Origin of the sequence: Shewanella sp. MM_2022_3 (genome assembly GCF_022557375.1) — a bacterium.
Classification (GTDB): domain Bacteria; phylum Pseudomonadota; class Gammaproteobacteria; order Enterobacterales; family Shewanellaceae; genus Shewanella; species Shewanella xiamenensis.
Genome location: NZ_JAKZGV010000062.1, coordinates 1 through 22,866, shown reverse-complemented (window position 1 = coordinate 22,866; position 22,866 = coordinate 1). Strand labels below are relative to the sequence as shown.

19 protein-coding genes and 6 tRNA genes are annotated in these 22,866 nt (G+C 45.1%); 7 read left to right on the top strand and 18 right to left on the bottom strand.

Annotated features, from left to right (window positions below):
* Positions 1 to 382: 382 nt before the first annotated feature.
* The 15 genes from MMG82_RS19565 to motY all read right to left on the bottom strand — a co-directional run bounded on the left by MMG82_RS19565 (position 383) and on the right by motY (position 10,333).
* Positions 383 to 458: transfer RNA gene (locus MMG82_RS19565), tRNA-Lys, on the bottom strand.
* Between the two features lie 33 nt (positions 459 to 491).
* A tRNA-Lys gene (locus tag MMG82_RS19560) sits at positions 492 to 567 on the bottom strand.
* 33 nt (positions 568 to 600) lie between these two features.
* Positions 601 to 691: transfer RNA gene (locus MMG82_RS19555), tRNA-Lys, on the bottom strand.
* A gap of 35 nt (positions 692 to 726) precedes the next feature.
* Positions 727 to 802: transfer RNA gene (locus MMG82_RS19550), tRNA-Lys, on the bottom strand.
* A 35-nt stretch (positions 803 to 837) separates the two neighbouring features.
* Positions 838 to 913: transfer RNA gene (locus MMG82_RS19545), tRNA-Lys, on the bottom strand.
* A gap of 54 nt (positions 914 to 967) precedes the next feature.
* Positions 968 to 1,043: transfer RNA gene (locus MMG82_RS19540), tRNA-Lys, on the bottom strand.
* 142 nt (positions 1,044 to 1,185) lie between these two features.
* Entirely contained in the window at positions 1,186 to 1,935 is a 750-nt protein-coding gene (gene ybgF, locus MMG82_RS19535; RefSeq protein WP_037419433.1) for a tol-pal system protein YbgF, read from the bottom strand.
* Between the two features lie 24 nt (positions 1,936 to 1,959).
* On the bottom strand, positions 1,960 to 2,493 hold the full coding sequence (gene pal / locus MMG82_RS19530) for a peptidoglycan-associated lipoprotein Pal (RefSeq protein ID WP_037419429.1): 534 nt from the start codon (positions 2,491 to 2,493) through the stop codon (positions 1,960 to 1,962).
* A gap of 46 nt (positions 2,494 to 2,539) precedes the next feature.
* On the bottom strand, positions 2,540 to 3,868 hold the full coding sequence (gene tolB, locus MMG82_RS19525) for a Tol-Pal system beta propeller repeat protein TolB (protein WP_037419426.1): 1,329 nt from the start codon (positions 3,866 to 3,868) through the stop codon (positions 2,540 to 2,542).
* Positions 3,869 to 3,877: 9 nt separating this feature from the next.
* The gene (gene tolA / locus MMG82_RS19520) at positions 3,878 to 4,912 is read right to left on the bottom strand and encodes a cell envelope integrity protein TolA (RefSeq protein ID WP_037419422.1); all 1,035 of its coding nucleotides are present in this window, start codon (positions 4,910 to 4,912) and stop codon (positions 3,878 to 3,880) included.
* Positions 4,913 to 5,347 carry a protein TolR gene (tolR, locus tag MMG82_RS19515; RefSeq protein ID WP_037419420.1) on the bottom strand — a complete coding sequence of 145 codons (435 nt, stop codon included), beginning with the start codon at positions 5,345 to 5,347 and terminating at the stop codon, positions 4,913 to 4,915. It lies immediately after the preceding gene.
* Positions 5,347 to 6,033, bottom strand: a complete 687-nt coding sequence (gene tolQ / locus MMG82_RS19510; RefSeq protein WP_037419415.1) for a protein TolQ — start codon at positions 6,031 to 6,033, stop codon at positions 5,347 to 5,349. Before tolQ ends, tolR begins: the two co-directional genes overlap by 1 nt.
* Positions 6,023 to 6,424 carry a tol-pal system-associated acyl-CoA thioesterase gene (ybgC, locus tag MMG82_RS19505; RefSeq protein ID WP_011072691.1) on the bottom strand — a complete coding sequence of 134 codons (402 nt, stop codon included), beginning with the start codon at positions 6,422 to 6,424 and terminating at the stop codon, positions 6,023 to 6,025. Before ybgC ends, tolQ begins: the two co-directional genes overlap by 11 nt.
* 169 nt (positions 6,425 to 6,593) lie before the next feature.
* Complete coding sequence (locus MMG82_RS19500; protein ID WP_241407302.1) at positions 6,594 to 8,774, bottom strand: prolyl oligopeptidase family serine peptidase; 2,181 nt, start codon at positions 8,772 to 8,774, stop codon at positions 6,594 to 6,596.
* Between the two features lie 689 nt (positions 8,775 to 9,463).
* Positions 9,464 to 10,333 carry a flagellar protein MotY gene (gene motY, locus MMG82_RS19495; protein WP_037419408.1) on the bottom strand — a complete coding sequence of 290 codons (870 nt, stop codon included), beginning with the start codon at positions 10,331 to 10,333 and terminating at the stop codon, positions 9,464 to 9,466.
* Positions 10,334 to 10,475: 142 nt separating this feature from the next.
* On the opposite strand from motY, the gene rnt reads away from it, so the two are divergent.
* Positions 10,476 to 11,144: a ribonuclease T gene (gene rnt, locus MMG82_RS19490; RefSeq protein ID WP_037419405.1), complete on the top strand. Its 669-nt coding sequence runs from the start codon at positions 10,476 to 10,478 to the stop codon at positions 11,142 to 11,144.
* Between the two features lie 75 nt (positions 11,145 to 11,219).
* On the opposite strand, the gene MMG82_RS19485 is transcribed toward rnt, so the two are convergent.
* The gene (locus MMG82_RS19485; protein WP_011623136.1) at positions 11,220 to 11,825 is read right to left on the bottom strand and encodes a peroxiredoxin C; all 606 of its coding nucleotides are present in this window, start codon (positions 11,823 to 11,825) and stop codon (positions 11,220 to 11,222) included.
* A gap of 368 nt (positions 11,826 to 12,193) precedes the next feature.
* On the opposite strand from MMG82_RS19485, the gene MMG82_RS19480 reads away from it, so the two are divergent.
* Positions 12,194 to 13,513 carry a Na+/H+ antiporter family protein gene (locus MMG82_RS19480; protein WP_047539967.1) on the top strand — a complete coding sequence of 440 codons (1,320 nt, stop codon included), beginning with the start codon at positions 12,194 to 12,196 and terminating at the stop codon, positions 13,511 to 13,513.
* Positions 13,514 to 13,601: 88 nt separating this feature from the next.
* On the opposite strand, the gene MMG82_RS19475 is transcribed toward MMG82_RS19480, so the two are convergent.
* Both MMG82_RS19475 and upp read right to left on the bottom strand, forming a co-directional pair.
* Positions 13,602 to 15,008 carry a GGDEF domain-containing protein gene (locus MMG82_RS19475; protein ID WP_181159874.1) on the bottom strand — a complete coding sequence of 469 codons (1,407 nt, stop codon included), beginning with the start codon at positions 15,006 to 15,008 and terminating at the stop codon, positions 13,602 to 13,604.
* Positions 15,009 to 15,195: 187 nt separating this feature from the next.
* Positions 15,196 to 15,822 (bottom strand): uracil phosphoribosyltransferase, encoded by a 627-nt coding sequence (gene upp / locus MMG82_RS19470; protein ID WP_023267861.1) that lies wholly within the window; start codon positions 15,820 to 15,822, stop codon positions 15,196 to 15,198.
* A gap of 327 nt (positions 15,823 to 16,149) precedes the next feature.
* Here upp and purM point away from each other — a divergent pair, with 327 nt between their 5' ends.
* The 5 genes from purM (at position 16,150) to asnB (ending at position 22,703) form a co-directional block, all read left to right on the top strand.
* Complete coding sequence (gene purM, locus MMG82_RS19465; protein ID WP_241407301.1) at positions 16,150 to 17,187, top strand: phosphoribosylformylglycinamidine cyclo-ligase; 1,038 nt, start codon at positions 16,150 to 16,152, stop codon at positions 17,185 to 17,187.
* A complete protein-coding gene (gene purN, locus MMG82_RS19460; RefSeq protein WP_055648385.1) occupies positions 17,187 to 17,831 on the top strand; it encodes a phosphoribosylglycinamide formyltransferase in 645 nt (214 codons plus the stop codon). Before purM ends, purN begins: the two co-directional genes overlap by 1 nt.
* Positions 17,832 to 17,970: 139 nt before the next feature.
* Positions 17,971 to 18,717 carry an HAD-IIA family hydrolase gene (locus MMG82_RS19455; RefSeq protein ID WP_037419391.1) on the top strand — a complete coding sequence of 249 codons (747 nt, stop codon included), beginning with the start codon at positions 17,971 to 17,973 and terminating at the stop codon, positions 18,715 to 18,717.
* Positions 18,718 to 18,902: 185 nt separating this feature from the next.
* On the top strand, positions 18,903 to 20,576 hold the full coding sequence (locus MMG82_RS19450) for a M28 family metallopeptidase (RefSeq protein WP_055648384.1): 1,674 nt from the start codon (positions 18,903 to 18,905) through the stop codon (positions 20,574 to 20,576).
* A 462-nt stretch (positions 20,577 to 21,038) separates the two neighbouring features.
* Positions 21,039 to 22,703 carry an asparagine synthase B gene (gene asnB, locus MMG82_RS19445; RefSeq protein WP_055648383.1) on the top strand — a complete coding sequence of 555 codons (1,665 nt, stop codon included), beginning with the start codon at positions 21,039 to 21,041 and terminating at the stop codon, positions 22,701 to 22,703.
* The last annotated feature ends 163 nt before the right edge of the window (positions 22,704 to 22,866 follow it).

Sequence of the window (22,866 nt, the reverse complement as noted above, 5' to 3'; positions counted from 1 at the left end):
TGTTATTTGCCTCTTTTGACTTCGCTAAAAATCAAAGATGCATTTAACATGGGTAGGTATACAGGCAAAGCCTCAAATGATGATAACCACCTACTGAAGTAGGTGGTTTTGGGCTAAAAATAAAAAGGAGACCTCAGGTCTCCTTTTTTACTTTTGCACCAGTTGTGACATCAATAATGTTGCAGAGTAAAACAACCTCAATTTTGCTTGTTCCATTTTGTGTTTCCCCAGTTGTTATTATTTATCTGCAGCCAATATGGACCATTTAACACGTGAGAAAACTGACAATAAGTCTATGAGCAAAGTAGAAAATGCAGTGAAATAAATTAAGATTTTTAGTGATGAGTAGCGAAAGAAAATTATTACTAGGAGAGATAAAGAGTGGTGGGTCGTGAAGGATTCGAACCTTCGACCAATTGGTTAAAAGCCAACTGCTCTACCGACTGAGCTAACGACCCATTTAGTGAACGCTGATTTTACACTTCAGTAAGTGGTGGGTCGTGAAGGATTCGAACCTTCGACCAATTGGTTAAAAGCCAACTGCTCTACCGACTGAGCTAACGACCCATCTAGTGAACGCTGATTTTACACTTCAGTAAGTGGTGAATCATGAAAGATTTCAACCATTCGATTGATTGGTTAAAAGCCAACTGCCCTAGCTTTATAACATAAGTGACTGAGCTAACGACTCATCTAAAAATTCTGAGTTTTACACTTTCAGAAAAGTGGTGGGTCGTGAAGGATTCGAACCTTCGACCAATTGGTTAAAAGCCAACTGCTCTACCGACTGAGCTAACGACCCATCTAAAGACTCTGAGTTTTACACTTTCAGAAAAGTGGTGGGTCGTGAAGGATTCGAACCTTCGACCAATTGGTTAAAAGCCAACTGCTCTACCGACTGAGCTAACGACCCATCTAATCTACAACACTTCAAATACCGTTAACTTATTCTATTTACTAGAGTAAGTGGTGGGTCGTGAAGGATTCGAACCTTCGACCAATTGGTTAAAAGCCAACTGCTCTACCGACTGAGCTAACGACCCATATACTGGTATTTTGCGCCCCGAACGACCTCGCCGTTCCGAGGGCGCCTATAATACCTTTTTCATTTCCCCATGCAAGCGTAAATTCCCAATTTTTTGTCGTTTGCATGAAAAACAGACTAAGAGTATGTTTTTTAGTTAATTACGCTTTAATTGCAGCCAGTTGTTGCTGGGCAATGCGTGCTGCAGCGCTGTTGGCGTAGTCTTTTACTACTTGTTGGTAATATTGAGTTGCACCAGCTTTATCGCCCATTTTCTCTGCGATCATGCCAAGCTTCACTAAACTGTCACCACGTTTGTTGGAATCACTAAAACGGGTCACTACCGTATTGAAAACTTGCTTAGCTTCAGCAAACTCACTTTTATTAAACAGCAATTGTCCTAACCAATAATTAGCATTGGCGGCATAAACTGAATCTGGATATTGTTTAATGAAAGCGCGAAAGGCTGGGATTGCATCATCATACTTACGCTCTTTCAGCACGAGATTAACTGCGCTTTCGTAGCTGGCCGTTTCACTTAAACTACTGGCGGCCGCATTCGCGGTTGCTGCTGCAGCGGCAGGAGTGGAAGGCACTGAAGCGGCTGGAGTCGCTGCTTTAGAAGATAAATTAGCAATTTCATCATAAAGCTGACGCTGGCGTTGCTGCATCTGCTCTATTTGATAATTTTGTTGTTCAGTCAAACCACGTAAGTCGAGAACTTCTTGCTGCAAAGTATCCAGACGGCGCTGCATATCAATTTCGCTTTGTTGTCTCGATTTTACAATGCGCTCTAAACGAGCAAGTCTGTCATCACCTGAACCACCAGCAAGGTCTTCAACAGGAGCAGGAGCTGCAATTGCAGCTCCTGCGCCGAAGAACATTGCCGTAATTAAGACGGCACGTTTCATCTCGTTACTCTCCGTAATTCAATCTTAGTAAACTAAAACTGCACGACGGTTTTTAGCAAAACCTTCATCGGTACGAGTGAAGTCAAGTGGCTTCTCTTCGCCATAGCTTACGATGCTCATTTGGCTTGGTTGTACACCCATGCCTTGTAAGTATTTAGCAACAGCTTTAGCACGACGCTCACCCAGTGCGATGTTGTATTCTGGCGTGCCACGCTCGTCGGCATGACCTTCAATCAATACACGAACACTTGGGTGCTCAACTAAATAAGTACCATGGGCTTCGAGGACAGCTGCATATTCAGTTTGAACTTCACTGCGGTCGAAATCGAAGTAAATAATGTGCTCTTTTCTCAACTGCTCGAGTTGCTGACGTTGTTGCTCTTCAGGCGACAACATTCCACCAATACCGCCCGTTTGAACACCACCATTGAGTTCACTACCAGAACCGCTTGTAGAGCCCATAGCATCAGTTTCTGATTCAGAAGTTGAGCTACACGCACTAATAGCCATAATTGGAAGTGCTACCAACATAGCTTTTAACAACTTGTTCAGATCCATTACTTGTTCCTTATAAAATTAAATGTTAATAAATCAAACTAATACACTAGAGAAACGGAGACCAAGAAGGTGATTTCACCTCGCCCTGACCTACCGGTAATCTCGCTTTAAAGCGTCCGTCCGTAGAAACAGCTGCTAAAACTTGCTTGCCTTGATACGTAGTGCCATAAATCACCATAGTACCATTAGGGGCCACACTTGGAGACTCGTCCAAACGTGTCGATGTCAGCACCTGCATAAAGCGCGTACTTAAATCCATACGTGCAATATTAAATTTACCATTTGTGCGATTCACAAAAATCATGCTGCGACCATCAGGGGTAATTGAACCACCTAAATTCCATTCACCTTCAAAGGTTTCACGGGTCACTTTGCCTGAATTTAAATCTACACGATATAACTGTGGTCTACCACCACGCTCGGAGGTAAACAACAATGACTTGCCATCAGGATACCAAGAAGGCTCAGTATCGATGGAATAGTGGTTGGTAATACGTTTAATCGCCTTAGTGGCAATATCAATGACATAAATCTCAGGTTGACCATCCTTAGAGAGGGTCACGGCCAATGATTTACCATCGGGCGAGAAAGAAGGCGCACCGTTAATGCCAGGGAAACTACTCACCTTAGTACGCACTTGAGTGTATAGGTCCTGAACAAAAATCTCGGCTTTTTTGTTTTCAAAACTCACATAAGCTAAACGACGGCCATCGGGTGACCACGCGGGTGACATCAAAGGCTCAGGAGAGCGCAATAACATCTGCTCATTGTAACCATCATAGTCAGCAATCATTAATGAATAAGCCGCTTTTTGACTGTGGTTAACCAATACATAAGAAATGCGCGTTAAAAACGCACCACGAATACCGGTCAATTTTTCATAAACGATATCACTTATACGATGGCCATACTGACGAAACTGGGTCGCAGAAATCACGGTCTGACGACTATCCATCAAAAATTCAGTTGGACTTGCAGGACCTTTTAGTGCTTGGTTTTGTGCTTTAACCAAATCAATAAGATCAAAGCTCACCAAAAACTGATCCGTGCCGTAAGGCTTAACCGAACCAACCACAACGGCTTCTGCACTAACATTAGCCCAAGCATTGGCATCAAACTGTGCTAAGGCTCCAATACCACGTTGAGGTAACCCTAATTCATCTAGAGGTTTAAACGTACCGCTGCGCACTAAGTCAGACATAACCACATCGGCAATCGCCTGTGGTGGCGCACCAGCACCTTGCCATTGGAATGGCATCACAGCGATTGGTCGCGCCGCATCCACACCTTCGGTAATCACAATATCCAGCGCCGCTTTTGCCGGCATAGTGCAAAGCAGAACTGCCAATGCTAACCATTTTGCCAAAATTTTCATGGGACTCCTTTAATTAAACGTTGGTTCAACGATTAAGTTAATTTCTTTCATCAAGTTATATACCGCAGGGTCTGGAGACACTGGTAACTTACCCGCTTTTAAAATCGCCGCTTTAGCTGCACGACACACATTCGGATCACCACCTTGTGTCTGACTGCTAATCACAAATCCATCATTCGCTAAACGCACAGAAACGGTACACGTTTTACCACGCATCGATTCATCAACCACAAGGTTACGCTGAATCGTTGATTTAATCATCGCGGTATACTTACCGACTTCCGTTTGCATCTGCTTATTCATGGTTTGCGATAAGGCTGCCTGCTCGGCGGCTAACGCATCAGCCATTTCCTGCTCCTGCTGAGCACGGGCTTCAGCATCCGCTTTCGCCTTAGCATCTGCTTTTGCCTTAGCTTCGGCTTTTGCTTTCGCCTCTGCATCAGCCTTGGCTTTTGCCTCTGCTTTGGCTTTAGCGTCTGCCTCAGCCTTTGCCTTGGCTTCGGTTTCTTTCTGCTTACGGTCTGCCTCAGCTTTCGCGGCAGCGGCCTCTTCTACTTTACGTTTTTCCGCGGCTTTTTGGGCTGCATCTTCAGCAAGTTTACGTTCTTGTTCCTTCTGCTTGCGATCGGCTTCGGCTTTTTGTGCTTTTTCCTTTTCCTGTTGCTGCTTCACCTGCGCGGCTTTCGCGGCATCATTGGCCTTTTGGGTCTCAATTTCTTGCTGCTTACGTTCTTCCGCCAGTTTCTTCAACTGTGCTTGTTCACGCTCACGGGCTTGCTTTGCTTCCTGTGCTTTGCGTTCAAGTTCGGCTTGGCGCTCACGTTCTCGACGCTCTGTATCGCGCTTTTCCTGCTTTAGCTTTTCAACTTGATTAGCGACTTGTTGCTGATCAACCATAACAGCTTTTACTGCAGGGGCGCTAACTTGTTGCACAGGTTCAGGTTTATGGGTGAAATCTATGCCAATGGCCAGAATAATTATCACGCCAATATGAATACCTGCTGAAATTGACAGAGGTAATGCAACATTTGAATTATCCGCCACCTATTTCTCCTTGGGTGAATCCGTCATCAAACCGACTGAGGGAACGCCTGCCTGTTGCAAGGTCACCATCAATTGGATCACGTTATCGTAAGGAATAGTTCTATCGGCTTTAACCACCACAGGACGTTCAGGCTCAGTCACCATAATCGCCGCCACGGCGGTGGCTAACTCTTCCAATTCCATTTCTTCGTTATTGGAACCGCCCTGATTAAGAAAATAAGTACCGTCGGCATCAATAGACGCCACAACCGGCGGCTTACTATCCGCGGGTAGCACTTCGGCCGCACCTTGCGGCAGCTCCACTTTCACCCCTTGGGTCACAATCGGCGCTGTTACCATGAAAATAATCAGCAACACGAGCATGACGTCGATGTAAGGCACCACGTTGATTTCGGCAACAGGGCGACGACGTTTACGCTGATAACCGACTTGCATTATACGCCTTCCTTCTCACTGTATGCTTGGCGATGCAGGATGCTAGAAAACTCTTCCATAAAGTTAGCGTAACCGATTTCCAGCTTTTCAACCTGAGTCGCAAAACGGTTATAAGCGATAACTGCTGGAATTGCCGCAAACAGACCCATAGCGGTAGCAATCAGTGCTTCTGCGATACCTGGCGCTACCATGGCTAATGTTGCGTTTTCCATCGAGCCAATTGCGATAAATGAATTCATAATACCCCATACCGTACCAAACAAACCGATATAAGGGCTAGTCGAACCAATGGTTGCCAATAACGGTAAGTTAGCTTCTAACTTTTCTAACTCACGGGATAAGGTCACACGCATCGCCCGCGAAGTACCATCCATAACCGCATCAGGCACTTTGCTATTTAATTTATTCAGACGTGAATATTCTTTAAAACCCGTCACAAATAATGACTCTAAGCCCGTATTATCTGGACGAGCCGATAATTCTTTATACAGACGATTTAAATCGACGCCTGACCAAAATTTATCTTCAAATTTTGCCGATTTATTTTTTGCAGATGTCAATAAACTACGGCGTTGTAAGATCACCGTCCAAGACATTACAGACAAGCAAAGTAAAGTGAACATAACAAATTTCACTAATAAACTGGCTTGTAAAAATAACCCGACAATCGACATATCAGCTTGCACTGTCAAACTCCTGCACAATATTTAAGGGGATAGCTCGGGGCCGCATACGTGATAAGGCTACACAGGCTACTAGCACTGTGCCTTCACAATAACAGTCTCCCAGATGATCAACCAAACGTTGATGAAATACCAACGAGGCCTTTTTCAACTCTATGACCTTAGTTTCTACAATAAGGTTCTGTTCAAAACGTGCGGCTTTTTTAAAATCCAATTCCGCCCGCTTAACCACAAACGCCGTGTCATCGGCCAACAGTGCAGTCTGACTTACGCCTAAGGCTTTTAACCATTCGGTTCGCGCTCGCTCAAAAAAATTGAGATAGTTCGAATGATAGACAACGCCACCTGCGTCGGTATCTTCGTAATAGACTGAAATGGGCCAATTAAACGTCATGCGAAATCAGTAGATTTTGGTTGAAAAATTGACGCTACTATACCTAGGGAAACAAGACTTGTGAATGACCCGATGAAGATATAGATAGGGATGGCAGGGGTTTCAACGCAATTGAGGGATTTGTAAATAACAATGGGGTCAAACGACCCCATTTAATTAACATAGTTAGCTATTTTGCAAGGGTTTGCGGTAGTGCCAAACCAAAGCTTTGCCACAGGAAGCTATAAATATCGGCAAACTCGTCGATCTTCATCGCGGTTGGTTTACCCGCACCATGTCCAGCATTAGACTCAATGCGCATTATCACGGGTTTATCGCCCTGCTGTTTTTCTTGCATCATGGCGGCAAATTTAAAGCTGTGTAGCGGCACCACACGATCATCGTGATCAGCCGTCATCACCATAGTTGCAGGATAAGCCTGCGCTTTAACATTATGGTAAGGCGAATAAGCTAATAATGCCGGGAACTGCTCTGCATTATCTGCACTGCCATATTCACTGGTCCAAGCCCAACCAATGGTAAACTTATGGAAGCGCAGCATATCCAGCACACCCACTGCTGGTAGCACGGCAGCAAACAGCTCAGGACGTTGCGTCACCGCGGCGCCCATCAATAAACCGCCATTACTGCGGCCATAAGCGCCTAACTTTGTAGTGTTGGTGTATTTTTCGTTGATCAGGTATTCGGCAGCGGCAAAATAGTCATCAAACACATTTTGCTTTTTATCGAACATACCTGCCTGATGCCAGCTTTCACCATAATCCGCGCCGCCGCGTAAACTTGGTACGGCGTAAATGCCGCCCATATCTAACCATGCGATGTTGGCAGGGCTAAAACGCGGCGTCATCGAAATCGCGAAACCACCGTAGGCATAGAGTAACGTTGGATTTTGGCCATTCTTCACAAGACCTTTCTTATAGGACAGCATCATCGGGACGCGAGTACCGTCTTTGCTGGTATAAAACACTTGCTCAGACACATAATTATCGGGATTAAATGACACCTGAGGTTTCGCAACAACGGTCGACTGCGCTGTCTTAAAATCAAACTTATAGGTGGTTTCAGGTTGAATATAGCTGTTAAAGACATAGTAGAAATAGTCTTTACTCGCCTTACCGAAAGGCCCGGCGACATTACCTTTACCTGGTAAAGTGACATCTTGACGCTTTTGGCCGCCCATACTGAAAATCGATAATTGTCCCAATACATCGTGTAAATAGCTGACGACTAAATAGTCATTGATAATGGCGACTTTATTAATGGGATCTTTTGATTCAGGAATGATGGTTTGCCACTGCGATTTCTCACTATTACGGGTATCAATGGCAATCACTTTACCGTTAGGCGCATCTAAATCGGTTTTAAAATAAAATACCGAACCGTCATTACCTAAAAACTCATACTCTGCTTCGAGGTTAAGGATTAATTCCACCACCTGTGCTTTAGGTTCAAACAGTGATTTATAGAAAAAGCGATTACGTTTGTCCGTACCCTGCGAAATCGACAGCAGTAAATATTCGCCCTGCTCAGACACATCGATGCCAAATCCCCAATCTTTGTTTTGGGGGCGTTCGTAAATCAATAAATCTTGGCGCTGATCTGTGCCTAATTTGTGGTAATACACTTTTTGATTAAAGTTCACATCGGCCAGTAAATCCCCACCCGCTGGCGCATCGTAACGGGCATAGAAAACACCTTGGTTTTCCTTATCCCATACCGCGCTGGAGAATTTAATCCAGCTGAGTTCATCTTTAAGCTTTTTACCCGTGGCAATATCAATAAACTGCCACTGCTGCCAGTCAGAGCCTGACTTAGACACTCCATAGGCTAAAATCTTACCGTCATTACTTACCGATACTCCAGACAACGCCACGGTACCATCGGCTGAGAAGCTATTTGGATCGAGCACGGCTTTCTCAACGCCATCGTTGCCTTTTACATAAAGGACCGATTGCGCTTGTAAACCATCGTTACGGTAATAAAACTGGTTATCGCCATTCTCGAAGGGGGCTGAAATCTTCTCGTAGTTCCACAGTTCAGTGATACGATCAACCACGGCTTGTTTGTTGGGGATCTTCGCCAAGTAAGCCTGACCAAAGGCCTGTTGTTCTTTTACCCAGCTTTCGGTTTCTGGCGTGTTTTCTTCAAGATGACGGTAAGGATCCGCCACCGCAACACCGTGAAGAGTGTCGACTAAGGCATCTTTTCTCGTTTCAGGGTAAACCAATTTGTTTGCGCTGACCTGCTGTGCGGCCTCTTCTGGCGTATTGCCACTCTGGCAGGCGGCCAACGCCATGCCCAATGTGGCTACTAATAAACCTTGCTGGGCAAGGCGAAATCTTAATGCCATCTTTTATCGTCCTTTTGGTGATGTCCGGCTTAACGCTCTTTTGCAGCAAGTACTATACAAGCAAAATTTTTCATGGCAATGCTGTAGCAAAAGATGAGGTTTTCTCGCGAAGAAGAAAGATTTAACAAACTGGTAGCAATGATGAGCTTATTGAAGTGTATTTTTATGCAGTAATTATGACTGAGAAGTTATTAATCATGCTAAATAGTGACTTAAGTGAGGCAGATCACTTAATCAATCATTAGTTTTGCTAATGTATCGAGGCAATTTTTCTCGTTTGCTAGCCAAATAACAACACCCTAAAATGTGCTTGTTTTCAGGAGATATCCGCTAGCGGATATTGAAAACAAAGAACTTTTAAACTGATGTCTTTTAAGTACTTCAGTTCATCCCTGGTTCTTATGCTTGACTTCCTTCCTTCAATTTGTTGATTGCAAATGCATTATTTTGCGGCCCGCTTAGATTAAGCGGGCTTTTTTTTACCCAGAATCAAACATCAAGCGACACTTATCGGCGTTCAGTATTTTTTGTTACATAAAAACCACTGGAGCCTCTCAATAAATGGCGCTTATTTGCGTGTCGCCATCCGAATCAACAGACTGCCATAGTATTTTGACGCGAATACAAACAGCGTCAATAAACAACAATGCCAAGTCAGTAGACTTGGCATTGTTAGGTTAAGCTTTGATTTAGAGGGGCTTACTAATGCGGATCACAACTCGGCGGTTTAGCGCCCTTTCTTCAATATCGTCATTTGAAGCCACGTGACGCCGCTCGCCGTGACCCACAGTCACAATTCGATCTTGCGGAATACCGCTTGAGACAAAGAAATCTTTTACCGATTCAGCGCGTTTGTCCGAGACTTTCTGATTCACTGAACGACCACCATAACTATCGGTATAAGCATCGACTAATACTAATTCTACATCTGGATCGTAGGACAAATATTCCTGTATTCGCGTAAGCTGTTGCTGTGAGAAGCGAGTTAAATCCGTTCCTCCTTCATCATAATTAAGCACGGTAAAAGCAATATCTTCAAAGCTATAAGGCAATAGGTGCGATAAACACGCCTTAAACTCAGCATATTTTCGGCCAAAATTCGCTGCCGACAGCCCTACAGCAATTTTATTGGACTCATCATACCAATCGGCATAGTAAAATGTCGGCTCCATACCACGGCTTAGCTCGTTTAACATGGACCACGCGGCGCGTTTAGGCACTTCACCATTAAAATACTTTTGGTAACGTAACGAAGTGATTTCTTTTGACACCACACCTGGTCGCCATTTGGGAGCTCGGCTCATCAACTTGGCTTGGGTCACTTGATCAGGTTTTACCCACATATCCAAAGTGAAATTGAGATTTAATTGCTTACCCGCTTCACTGGTAAAAATCGCTTTACCGTAGGAAGGAATATCATGCTCAAGACGGCACACGATCGGACTGTTTTGACTGACTCGCCATTGGGATTCACCCAAAGAGGCCACATAGTGGCGCAACTCTGCCATTGCAGTTGCTGGAACGCATAAAATTGATACTAATATCAGTTTTCGCCACATAGCCCTTACTCGTGTTTATTCGGTTACGAGGTTTTATCGGCAAACTTTTTAGTTCCTTTAGCTCATAAAACCAGCAATCAAACATGACACATCCCAGTTCATTAAGCATAATAGCGCCCTGTGATTTTTCTTGGGTACTTTAATGAGCGATATTTGCGACGCAAACAAATTGAAACACCGATTTCGTGGCTACTTTCCGGTAGTGATAGATGTCGAAACCGCGGGCTTCAACTCTCAAACCGATGCGTTGCTGGAAATAGCCGTCACGCTACTGAAAATGGATGATGAAGGTGTGCTCGGGATTGATAAAACCCTGCATTTCAACATTGAGCCCTTTGAGGGTGCAAATTTAGAACCCGAGGCGCTGGCTTTTAATGGTATCGATCCCACCAATCCATTACGCGGTGCGGTCAGCGAAAAAGAAGCCTTTTTAGAAATATTTAAAGCCGTTAAAAAAGCCCAAAAGGCATCTGATTGTCACCGTAGTATTATTGTGGCGCACAATGCGGCCTTCGATCATGGCTTTGTGAGTAAGGCTATTGAACGTTGTGACTTAAAACGCTCTCCATTCCATCCGTTTGCCACTTTTGATACCGCGACGTTGGCAGGATTAGCGATTGGCCATACGGTATTAGCAAAAGCCTGTATTATGGCAGGCATCCCTTTTGACAATAAAGAAGCCCATTCTGCACTCTACGATACCGAGCGCACTGCTGAACTCTTTTGTTATATCGTCAACCGCTGGAAATCTTTAGGTGGCTGGCCACTCTTAGCCATCAACGAACCTGATGATTCGGATAGCGAAGCATAGCTTTACCAACAATTGCCTAAAACAAGAAAGCTGCCATTTGGCAGCTTTCTTTTTACCTAACTAAAGGTTTGTAAATTACAGAGAGCTTGCGTTTTCAGCTAAGTAAGCCGCAACACCTTCAGTGCTTGCGTTCATACCTTTGTCGCCTTTTTCCCAACCTGCTGGGCAAACATCACCGTGCTCTTCGTGGAATTGCAGTGCGTCGATCATACGCAGCATTTCGTCAACGTTACGGCCTAATGGCAGATCGTTAACCACTTGGTGACGTACCATACCTTCTTTGTCGATCAGGAATGAACCACGGAAAGCCACGCCAGCTTCTGGGTGCTCAACATCGTATGCTTTACAGATGTCGTGTTTAACGTCAGCAACTAAAGTGTATTTCACTTGGCCAATACCACCTTTTTCTACTGGGGTGTTACGCCATGCGTTGTGAGTGAATTGAGAATCGATAGACACACCGATCACTTCAACACCACGCTTAGTGAACTCTTCCATGCGGTGATCAAAAGCGATCAACTCTGATGGACAAACGAAAGTGAAGTCAAGTGGATAGAAAAATACCACTGCAGGCTTGCCTTTGATGGCTGCAGTTAAGTTAAAGCTATCTACGATTTCGCCAGAACCTAATACAGCTGCTGCAGTAAAATCAGGAGCCGGACGGCCTACTAATACGCTCATTTTATATCTCCATCTATGAGTTGAACTAACTATAAAAGTAAAACATCCCTTAAATACGCTTGCACATTTGTGCGAGTGTATTTGAGAGCGCTTACCAATCAAATCTTTAGGCATTATAAGTCGTGCGTTTCGCCTTACAACCTATTTAAGACCAATATCACATTTTTCAAGGGCATTTTGACGTTACTGCTTAAGGATAGAGCAATCTGTGCCATTGATAAGCGCTTTAGCCCACATTCATCTAACACTAAAAGCCCTCTGGATTCACATTTTCAGATATTTTTCAGATTAAGGCTCGGTAAACTGGACAGACACGGCCTTAGCAGTCGAAAATAACCCTTTTGGTTTACAGAATTAAGAATTTGTCTATGAATGCAGTCGTCATTGCTGTGTGTTTAATGTTAGCCCTTAGTTTGGCGAGGGTGAATGTAGTGGTAGCGCTCACCATCAGCGCCCTCTTTGCTGGTTTAGTCGGGGGAATGGATCTGCATCAAACGATTGATGCCTTCAATACAGGATTAGGTGGCGGCGCACAAATCGCCCTGAGTTATGCCTTATTGGGTGCATTTGCCGTAGCATTATCCCATTCAGGCTTGACGACGCTGATCTCCAACTCGATCATTAAAAGCCTTGGCCAAGAACCTAATCCGACTAACACTAATTGGGTGCGCTGGTTACTGCTGTTATCCCTGCTCGTGATGTCGATGGCCTCGCAAAATATCCTGCCGATCCATATCGCCTTTATTCCGATACTCGTGCCGCCACTGCTGCATGTGATGACCAAGCTGCATATCGACCGCCGTCTAGTCGCCTGCGTGCTGACCTTTGGCCTTGTCACTACCTATATGATTTTACCCGTGGGCTTTGGCGGTATTTTCTTAAATGATATTTTGCTGTCAAACCTCACCAGCAACGGCTTAGTCGCTGTGCGTGACCAAATCCCCCCTGCCATGTTGATCCCCGCAGCGGGCATGGTGGTCGGTTTATTGATCGCCGTATTTGTTAGCTATCGCAAGCCAAGGGTATACGATGAAACTAAAGTGCTCAGTGCCGAGCCCGAAGAGACGCTCAATAAGCGCAATATCGCTATCGCAGCGGTAGCAATTCTTGCAACTTTATTTGTACAGCTTGAAACTGATTCGATGATCTTCGGCGCTTTAGTCGGCTTTATGATCTTTAGTTTCTCTGGCGCACTAAAACACGTTGCTGACCAAGATATCTTTACTCAGGGCGTGCGCATGATGGCCAATATCGGTTTTATCATGATCTCCGCCGCAGGTTTTGCCGCAGTAGTGAAAGAAACTGGTGAAGTTGGCACCCTGGTTTCATCATTGAGTAGTCTGATTGGCGACAATAAAGCCCTCGCCGCCTTTTTGATGTTAGTCGTTGGACTATTAATTACTATGGGTATTGGCTCATCCTTCTCGACCATTCCGATTATTGCGACCATTTATGTGCCCTTGGCGCTAAGTTTTGGCTTTTCAGTACCCGCAACTATCGCGTTAGTCGGAACTGCTGCTGCGTTGGGCGATGCAGGCTCGCCAGCGTCGGACTCAACATTGGGTCCCACATCGGGTTTAAATGCCGATGGTCAGCACGACCATATCCGCGACAGCGTGATCCCCACCTTTATTCATTACAATATTCCACTATTAGTATTTGGTTGGATTGCCGCCATGGTGCTCTAAGCGTAGGAAAGACATATAAACATAAGCAAAAGCGTGGTAATGCCACGCTTTTTTTATGATAGGGATTTAAGCATTGAGTATTAGAACGTTACCGCAAAACATCATTTTCATCATCGGATCTTTTTTGTGTCTTATCCGCGTATAAAGCCTTATCTGCCGCCAGAAATACCGCCTCAAAGGATGGACAATCCATTGAATCTGCGACACCGCAAGAAACGGTTAGCATATTTAAAAAATGTCGCTGCCGAATGTTATCTTTAAGTCTATCCGCAAGTTGTTGTGCTTTATCAATAGGACAGTTGGCTAAAATCACTACAAACTCATCACCACCAGTGCGGATAATAATGTCGTTTTCTCGAAAAACGGCTCGCATCGCTTCGACAATTTGCATTATTGCCAAATCACCTAATTGATGACCATGGGTGTCGTTAATCGTTTTTATTTTATCGCCATCAATACAAATCACAGCATATTGAGACGCAGTTGCAGCCTTAAAAATAAGTGTTTCATAGATTTTTTTATTGTAGGTCTTCGTAAATGGATCCAACAGCATAGCTTCAGAAAATTGCTGACGCTCAGTACGTAACTGCTTGAGACGCATAAATTTAAGTTGGAAAATAATTGTTAAGCCCGACAGCAATAACCAAAGAGGCAAATATTGCATAAAAAACCTTAACGTACTGATTTTGTAAGTTAAAACACTCTGATTATCTAAGTGATTACTCATAGCATAAAACAGAAAGTTGGGCGTGATCCGTGTCCAAAAACTATCTCCGCTAATGACAATCTCAGTGCCATAAGCCGAGTTCTGAGTTTCAAACACTTTTCTTTGCATAAAATCCGTTGCCATAAATGATGTATCAGCAATCACATCTCCCCAAAGATGCTCAGGCGCATGTGAGGATGAAATGGGAGCCGCCATAGAAAGAATAATGTTTCCCGTTACTTCATCACGATAAGGAACGGACAGCACAATATCATCAACTAAGGAGTCAGCAGAGGCATCCTTACTGCAATAATGCAGCCGTTGGCAAAACTCATTGGTGAAAGAATTTTCGTGTATTAAGCGACTTTTCACCTCATCAGGAATCGTGGAGGCAAAATATAGCGCATTACTTTTGTATAGACCGATATATATAAACGCACTTCTGACGGGATTCTTATTATTTGAATATAAATAGTCAAAATAGCGCAGGATCAGCTCTTCTTCTGGTGATAAAGCACCACCTGAAGGCAATAATAAGCGGGAGGAATCAAGCTTAAATGGTGTAAGTAGCGCACTATCAAAATCAATAATATCGTGTAAAGATAAGCTCTTACCAAGCAACTCTAAATAACTTGGCACCACGTGTTTCGCCCGTACAAATTTGACAAATGCCCTGTGTTCTTTCTCTATTCGCAGGGGTAAAAGGATCAGCAGTAACACAACAAATATCAAGGTAGCCAATGAACAAGATTGGCGAACAAGTGACCAACTTAGTTTTGAAACCATCATAATCCCCGATGATGACCTGAGTTAAATCGATTTATTGCAAACCTACTGCGCCGTGCAAAACGCATTCTGTCAAAAATTAATCTTATCGTTAACTGTAGAACGAGTCGGCAAAAATGGAATCATAAAAAACAAAAAGGGAGCCTAAGCCCCCTTGTCAAATCGAGATAGCATTTAAGCCATCAGAACATTATTTAGTCCCAAAAATCTTATCGCCCGCATCACCTAAACCAGGCAGGATATAGCCCTTCTCGTTTAAGCATCTGTCGATTGCGGCAGTATACAGCTCAACATCCGGGTGAGCCGCTTCAAGGGCTTTGAGCCCTTCTGGCGCGGCAACTAACACTAAGGCTTTAATTGACGTACAACCGCGTTTTTTCAGCAGGTCGATAGTCGCAATCATCGAGCCACCAGTTGCCAGCATAGGGTCAACGATCAGCGCAATACGCTCGTTCATGTCGCTGGCCAGCTTTTCAAAATATGGCACAGGTTCTAGGGTTTCTTCGTCGCGGTAGATACCCACAACCGAAATACGCGCACTTGGAATATGCTCAAGTACACCGTCCATCATGCCTAAACCCGCACGCAAGATAGGCACAACAGTCACTTTCTTGCCTTTGATCTGATCCACATCTACCGGACCATTCCAGCCTTCAATCGTAACAGTTTCGGTTTCGAAATCTGCGGTAGCTTCATAGGTTAACAAGCTGCCGACTTCAGCGGCTAGCTCACGGAAACGTTTAGTGCTAATGTCACCTTCACGCATTAAGCCGATTTTGTGACGCACTAACGGGTGTTTAACCTCGACAACTTTCATTTTTCTCTCCTACTATTGTTCGCGAATTACCTTAGGCAAATTTTTCAGATTTTAGATGATTTGTTTATTGGGTAAAACATAAAGTTTTTCCATTCGGACTAATCGTGAGCAATATCGCAAGAATTATTACTTATCGCTTAAGATACGCCCACTAACACACTATTTTATGACCAATCACTAGATTGAAAATGTGAAATATCCCCCTGTGAAGCTAAAAAAACTTCAGAGATACTGATAAATCCAAATCATGACTTTCGACCCCTAGCACAAGCTGATAGAATACCGCCGCATAAAAATCCAATAACGATGTACCCGAGAGGATCCTCCGTGAGCACTCCTACCCCACTGAGCTATAAAGACGCTGGCGTTGATATTGATGCTGGTAATGCACTGGTAAATAACATTAAAGCGGCTGTTAAACGTACCCGTCGTCCAGAGGTAATGGGCAACTTAGGTGGTTTTGGCGCATTGTGTGAATTACCCACTAAATACAAGCAACCTGTTTTAGTGTCAGGCACCGATGGTGTTGGTACTAAATTGCGTTTAGCTATCGATTACAAAAAACACGACACAGTCGGTATCGACTTAGTGGCCATGTGTGTGAACGATTTGATCGTTCAAGGCGCTGAGCCATTGTTTTTCCTCGATTACTACGCAACAGGCAAGCTCGATGTTGAAACAGCAACTTCTGTTGTTAACGGCATCGGCGAAGGTTGTTTCCAATCTGGTTGTGCGTTAATCGGCGGCGAAACCGCTGAAATGCCAGGCATGTATGAAGGTGAAGATTACGACCTCGCAGGTTTCTGTGTGGGCGTGGTTGAAAAGGCCGACATCATTGACGGGAGTAAAGTGGCCGCGGGTGATGCACTGATCGCCTTAGCTTCAAGTGGTCCTCATTCAAATGGCTATTCATTAATTCGTAAAGTATTAGAAGTCAGCCAAGCGGACCCTCAACAGGATCTCAATCGCAAGCCATTGATCCAACATCTGTTAGAACCAACCAAAATTTACGTTAAATCATTGCTCAAGCTGATTGAAGCATCAGACGTGCACGCAATGGCACACATCACTGGCGGCGGTTTCTGGGAGAACATTCCTCGCGTACTGCCTGAAAACTGCAAAGCCGTTATCCAAGGTGATTCATGGCAATGGCCAGCTGTTTTCAATTGGTTAATGGAAAACGGTAACATTGCAGAATATGAAATGTACCGTACCTTTAACTGTGGTGTCGGCATGATCGTTGCGCTGCCAGCCGATAAAGTGGATGCCGCACTTGCGCTGCTTGCAGCGGAAGGCGAACAAGCTTGGCTTATCGGTGCTATCGCTGCTCGCGAAGGCAATGAAGAGCAAGTGGAGATCCTGTAATGCCCCAAAGCTGTCGTGTAGTTGTATTAATTTCCGGAAATGGCAGTAATCTTCAAGCCGTTATCGACGGTTGTGACGATAATTTGCAAGCCGAAGTTGTCGGAGTGATCAGTAATAAACCCGATGCCTACGGCCTAGTTCGTGCCCATCATAGTGAAATTGATACCAGCTGCGTGATTGCTCGCACAGGTGAATCTCGCTCTGATTACGATGCACGGTTAATGGCTGCAATTGAACAATACCAACCGGATTTAATCGTGTTGGCTGGATTTATGCGCATTCTAACCGATGAATTCGTGAATCATTATTTAGGTCGCATGATCAATATCCACCCTTCATTGCTGCCCAAATTTACCGGATTACACACCCACCAACGTGCCATTGATGCCAAAGAAACAGAACATGGCGCAAGTGTGCATTTTGTTACCCCAGCGCTAGATGCTGGTCCGGTGATTTTACAGGCGAAAGTCCCAGTTTATGAAGACGATACCGCAGAGATGCTCGCTGCGCGTGTCCACGAGCAAGAGCATGCTATTTACCCCCTAGTGGTGAAATGGTTTAGCCATCAACGCCTAAAAATGCAAGACGGCAAAGCCTATCTTGATGGCACGCTCATCGGACCTAATGGCTACGCACCCGATTAATCTCTGAATATTGGAAGAAGAGACCTTAAAGGTCTCTTTTTTTTGGGCTATGACATACAAAACCATTGTTTTATGGACTAATGTGGCATTAGATAAGCTAACGAAAAGTGATTTTGTTCGGCATAAAAGAGATTATTAGATGAAAAATATTATCTGCGATATCGATGGTGTACTCCTGCACGACAATAAGCTGATCCCCGGCAGTGATAAATTTATCCAGCGCATTCTCCAGCAAGGCAATCCCCTTGTCATTCTCACTAACTATCCGGTACAAACAGGCAAAGATCTGCAAAACCGCCTTAGCGCAGCGGGGATAGACATCCCGGAGGAATGTTTTTATACCTCGGCCATGGCTACCGCCGACTTTTTAAAGCACCAAGAGGGCAGTAAAGCCTTTGTTATCGGTGAAGGCGCCCTCACCCATGAGCTCTACAAGGCTGGTTTTACCATTACCGACATTAATCCCGATTTTGTGATTGTTGGCGAAACCCGTTCCTACAATTGGGATATGATCCATAAGGCCGCCGGATTTGTCGCCCGTGGCGCCCGTTTTATCGCCACCAACCCCGACACTCACGGCCCCGCTTACAGCCCCGCCTGCGGCGCCCTGTGTTCACCGATTGAGCGTATTACCGGCAAAAAGCCTTTCTACGTCGGTAAACCGAGTTCATGGATTATCCGCTCGGCGCTCAATCATATTGACGGTCACTCCGAAAATACCGTGATCATCGGCGACAATATGCGTACCGATATCTTGGCGGGCTTCCAAGCCGGACTTGAAACCATTCTGGTTACCAGCGGCGTAAGTAAACTTGAAGATATCGATAAAGAACCTTTCCGCCCAAATCATGTTTTCGCCTGTGCCGGCGATATCGATGTCGTTTAAGCATCAAACTGCCAGCTTCTCAGCACCTTAGCGTGCTGAGAAACACCACTGACCTTAACATTAAGTAACATATTTGCCGTTGGACTTCCCTTGTACCCCATTGTCGCTTGCTTCATGATAAGGCACGACATACCCCTTCAATATTCGCGTTAAACACGCCCTAAAAATAACAGTAGGATCAACCTATGCGACGTTTGTATCCGTTTTGCGCACTAGCCTTGCTCAGTGCCTGTAGCCCCAACTCGGCCCAGCCCGATGCCAACAGCAGTGCCGCACTGAAACCCGTGCAAATGAATGAAGCACGTTTTAGAGACGATATTAAAAACCTGTCTTCCGATGAGTTTGAAGGCCGTGCCCCAACCACTCAGGGTGAAAAACTCACCTTGGATTATTTATCCAAGGCCTTTGCAGAGATGGGACTTAAAGGTGCTTACCAAGGTAGCTTTTTACAACCTGTGCCTATGGTGAGCTATACCGCAGATGAAGCACAGCAAGTCACGCTAGCTGGATTACCCTTTAAATACCGTCAAGATCTGGTGCTCAGTAGTCGCCATGATAACGGTGGTATTAACATTGAAAACGCGCCATTGGTATTTGTTGGCTACGGTGTTAATGCACCTGAATATGGCTGGAACGATTACCAAGATGTGGATATGAAAGGTAAAATCGCAGTCATCTTAGTGAACGATCCCGGTTTTGCCCGCCCAGACTCAGGCAAATTTAATGGCAAAGCGATGACCTACTACGGCCGCTGGAGTTATAAATTTGAAGAAGCTAGCCGCCAAGGCGCACTCGGCGCGCTGCTGATCCACGATACTGAGCCTGCATCTTATCCTTGGTCTGTTGTCGAAAACAGTTGGACGGGGCCACAACAGGATTTAGTGCACAGCAAAGCTGAGCAGGATAGCCGCGTCCAAGTTGAAGGTTGGTTAACCTTAGATACCGCCACAAAACTGTTTGAAAAGGCTGGCCTATCACTTCCAACTCTCATGGCTCGCGCTGCCGATAGCCCAATTAGCTTATCCCTAGAGCAAACGGCCAGCATCGCCTTTAAAAACAAAGCGGAATATGCCAACAGCTATAACGTCGTCGCCACCCTTCCTGGCACCAAGCAAGTAGATGAGCAAATCCTGTTTACTGGCCACTGGGACCATATTGGCAAAGATGACAGTAAAGAAGGCGATAAAATTTACAACGGTGCCATGGACAACGCATCGGGTATTGCGGGCATTTTAGAAATCGCCAGACAACTCGCCGATAACGCTAAACAGGGCCACGGCTTAGCTCGCTCGGTGACCTTTATCGCCACCACGGGCGAAGAGCAAGGGTTGCTTGGCTCACGTTATTATGCCGCTAATCCTATCTACCCCATTGATAAAACCGTGGCAGTGCTAAACCTAGATAGCACCAATATCTATGGAAAAACCAAGGACTTCACTATCGTCGGTAAAGGCAAGTCCGAGCTTGAAAACTACTTAATCGATGCCGCCAAACAGCAAAACCGCATTGCTTTGGGTGAAAAGAATCCTGCATCGGGCGGTTTCTTCCGCTCTGACCACTTCAGCTTCGCCAAACTCGGCGTTCCTGCGGTCTTTGCCGGTGGCGGTAGTGAGCCTATCGATGCGGCAACCGCGGACTATAAGACTCAAATGCAAGCAACCATGAAGGGCTGCTATCACAATGTCTGCGATGAATATCATGAAGACTGGGATTTGAGTGGTGCGATTCAAGATCTGGAAATTTACTATCAAGTGACTCGCAGCTTAGGCAACAGCCAAGATTGGCCAGGCTATTATCAAGGTACTGAGTTTAACAGCCTGCGTCCCGCCAAAACAGAACTTGCCACGACCGCAAAGTAAGCGCGCTAAAAAATCTAATAAGGCACCTTGAAGGGTGCCTTATTATGTTATGAGTCTTTTATGAGCCGCCCCACTTTACGCTCACTGTTGACCTTGACTGTAGCAACACGGGCAATGACTGCCGATAAGCCGTTCATAAAACCAGCAACATTTACACTTAGATCACTATCTTGCTCACATTTATCATGATTTTGCCAAAAACGGATTTTCTTGAGTGAACATTATGTATTTGCCAATATCCCGCCTTGCAATCAACACCAAAAAACACTTTATGTATAAAAAAGTGAAATTAATTAAACGAACCTCAATCAAAACCATTTAAAAGATAGATCAAACTCATATAAAACACCTAAAAAAGAACAAATCATCAAAAATAATATTTGGCAAAATCCCGAATCGCTGGCACATTGATACTCAATTGAGACATCCTCAAATGAAATACAGCGGTTTAGGAGTTGCATTATGTGTTCGATTTTTTCAATTTTAGATATTCAATCCGATGCGAAAGAGCTACGCCAAGTGGCACTGGAAATGTCCAAACTGATGCGCCATCGCGGCCCCGATTGGTCAGGCATTTACGCCAGCGATAAAGCGATTTTGGCCCACGAACGCTTGGCCATTGTCGATATTGAACATGGCGCGCAACCACTGCTAACCGAAGATGGCAGCCTTATCCTCGCGGTCAATGGTGAAATCTATAACCACAAAGAACTCAAAGCCCAACTCGGCGATAAATATAGCTATCAAACCAACTCGGATTGCGAAGTCATTCTGGCGTTGTATCAGGAATATGGCACTGAATTTCTTGATAAATTAAACGGTATTTTCGCCTTCGTACTCTACGACAAAGCCAAAGACGCCTACCTAATTGGCCGCGATCATATGGGTATCATTCCGCTCTACACGGGTCGAGATGCGGCAGGTAACTTCTATGTCGCCTCCGAAATGAAAGCCCTGATGCCAGTGTGTAAAACGGTGGAAGAATTCCAGCCGGGCCAATACTTATTCTCAAGCGATGCTGCGGCAGTGAAATACTACACCCGCGATTGGCAACAGTATGATGCAGTTAAAGATAACGGCGCCAGCCAAGAAGAATTGCGTGAAGCTCTAGAAGCCGCAGTAAAACGTCAATTGATGTCCGATGTACCTTACGGAGTATTACTCTCCGGCGGTTTAGACTCATCGGTGATCTCGGCTATCACCCAGACATTTGCCAAACGCCGTATCGAAGATGACGGTGAAACAAACGCTTGGTGGCCACAGCTACACTCCTTTGCAGTCGGTTTAAAAGGCGCTCCGGATTTAATCGCGGCCAAAAAAGTTGCCGATGCCATTGGAACGATTCACCATGAGATCAACTTTACCTTCCAAGAAGGGCTAGATGCGATTAAAGAGGTCATCTACCACTTAGAAACCTATGATGTGACCACCATTCGTGCTGCCACACCCATGTATCTGATGGCGCGTAAAATCAAGGCGATGGGGATCAAAATGGTGTTATCGGGTGAAGGTGCCGATGAACTCTTTGGCGGTTACTTGTACTTCCATAAGGCGCCAAACGCGCAGGCCTTCCATGAGGAACTCGTGCGTAAACTGGATAAACTGCATCTATTCGACTGTCTGCGTGCCAACAAAGCCATGGCGGCGTGGGGATTGGAAGCCCGTGTGCCTTTCCTCGATAAGGAATTTATGGATGTGGCAATGCGCATTAATCCTGAAGCAAAAATGTCTAAGGATGGCCGGATTGAGAAACACATTCTGCGCCAAGCCTTTGAACATAAATTACCTAAAGAAGTCGCCTGGCGCCAAAAGGAACAATTCAGCGATGGCGTAGGCTACTCTTGGATTGATGGCTTAAAAGCCCATGCCGCAGAACAGGTCGACGATTTGCAACTGGCCAACGCGAAGTTCCGCTTCCCGTATAACACGCCAGAAACCAAAGAGGCTTACTTCTATCGCTGTTTCTTTGAAGAGCATTATCCATTGCCAAGTGCTGCCGAAACGGTTCCTGGTGGCAAGTCGGTCGCCTGCTCTACCCCAGAAGCGCTGGCATGGGATGAAAGTTTACGGGGTATTATCGACCCATCAGGCCGCGCCGTGCGCTCAGTGCATGCCGCCAGTTATTAACCACAGATATCCCATCCTAATAATAAAGCCACCCTCGGGCTGTCTCTCATACACAAATCCCTGAACAATGCTCAGGGATTTTTTTTGAACTCATTCCCCGCATTGTGATCAGATCGTCTAGGGCTAAATATTCGAGGCGATTATGATGAAGATGATGGATCCA

Excerpts from the sequence above, each read along its gene's own strand:
- ybgF (WP_037419433.1), bottom strand. The coding sequence starts at position 1,935 with ATGAAACGTGCCGTCTTAATTACGGCAATGTTCTTCGGCGCAGGAGCT.
- pal (WP_037419429.1), bottom strand. The coding sequence starts at position 2,493 with ATGGATCTGAACAAGTTGTTAAAAGCTATGTTGGTAGCACTTCCAATT.
- tolB (WP_037419426.1), bottom strand. The coding sequence starts at position 3,868 with ATGAAAATTTTGGCAAAATGGTTAGCATTGGCAGTTCTGCTTTGCACT.
- tolR (WP_037419420.1), bottom strand. The coding sequence starts at position 5,347 with ATGCAAGTCGGTTATCAGCGTAAACGTCGTCGCCCTGTTGCCGAAATC.
- ybgC (WP_011072691.1), bottom strand. The coding sequence starts at position 6,424 with ATGACGTTTAATTGGCCCATTTCAGTCTATTACGAAGATACCGACGCA.
- MMG82_RS19500 (WP_241407302.1), bottom strand. The coding sequence starts at position 8,774 with ATGGCATTAAGATTTCGCCTTGCCCAGCAAGGTTTATTAGTAGCCACA.
- motY (WP_037419408.1), bottom strand. The coding sequence starts at position 10,333 with ATGTGGCGAAAACTGATATTAGTATCAATTTTATGCGTTCCAGCAACT.
- rnt (WP_037419405.1), top strand. The coding sequence starts at position 10,476 with ATGAGCGATATTTGCGACGCAAACAAATTGAAACACCGATTTCGTGGC.
- MMG82_RS19485 (WP_011623136.1), bottom strand. The coding sequence starts at position 11,825 with ATGAGCGTATTAGTAGGCCGTCCGGCTCCTGATTTTACTGCAGCAGCT.
- MMG82_RS19480 (WP_047539967.1), top strand. The coding sequence starts at position 12,194 with ATGAATGCAGTCGTCATTGCTGTGTGTTTAATGTTAGCCCTTAGTTTG.
- MMG82_RS19475 (WP_181159874.1), bottom strand. The coding sequence starts at position 15,008 with ATGATGGTTTCAAAACTAAGTTGGTCACTTGTTCGCCAATCTTGTTCA.
- upp (WP_023267861.1), bottom strand. The coding sequence starts at position 15,822 with ATGAAAGTTGTCGAGGTTAAACACCCGTTAGTGCGTCACAAAATCGGC.
- purN (WP_055648385.1), top strand. The coding sequence starts at position 17,187 with ATGCCCCAAAGCTGTCGTGTAGTTGTATTAATTTCCGGAAATGGCAGT.
- MMG82_RS19455 (WP_037419391.1), top strand. The coding sequence starts at position 17,971 with ATGAAAAATATTATCTGCGATATCGATGGTGTACTCCTGCACGACAAT.
- MMG82_RS19450 (WP_055648384.1), top strand. The coding sequence starts at position 18,903 with ATGCGACGTTTGTATCCGTTTTGCGCACTAGCCTTGCTCAGTGCCTGT.
- asnB (WP_055648383.1), top strand. The coding sequence starts at position 21,039 with ATGTGTTCGATTTTTTCAATTTTAGATATTCAATCCGATGCGAAAGAG.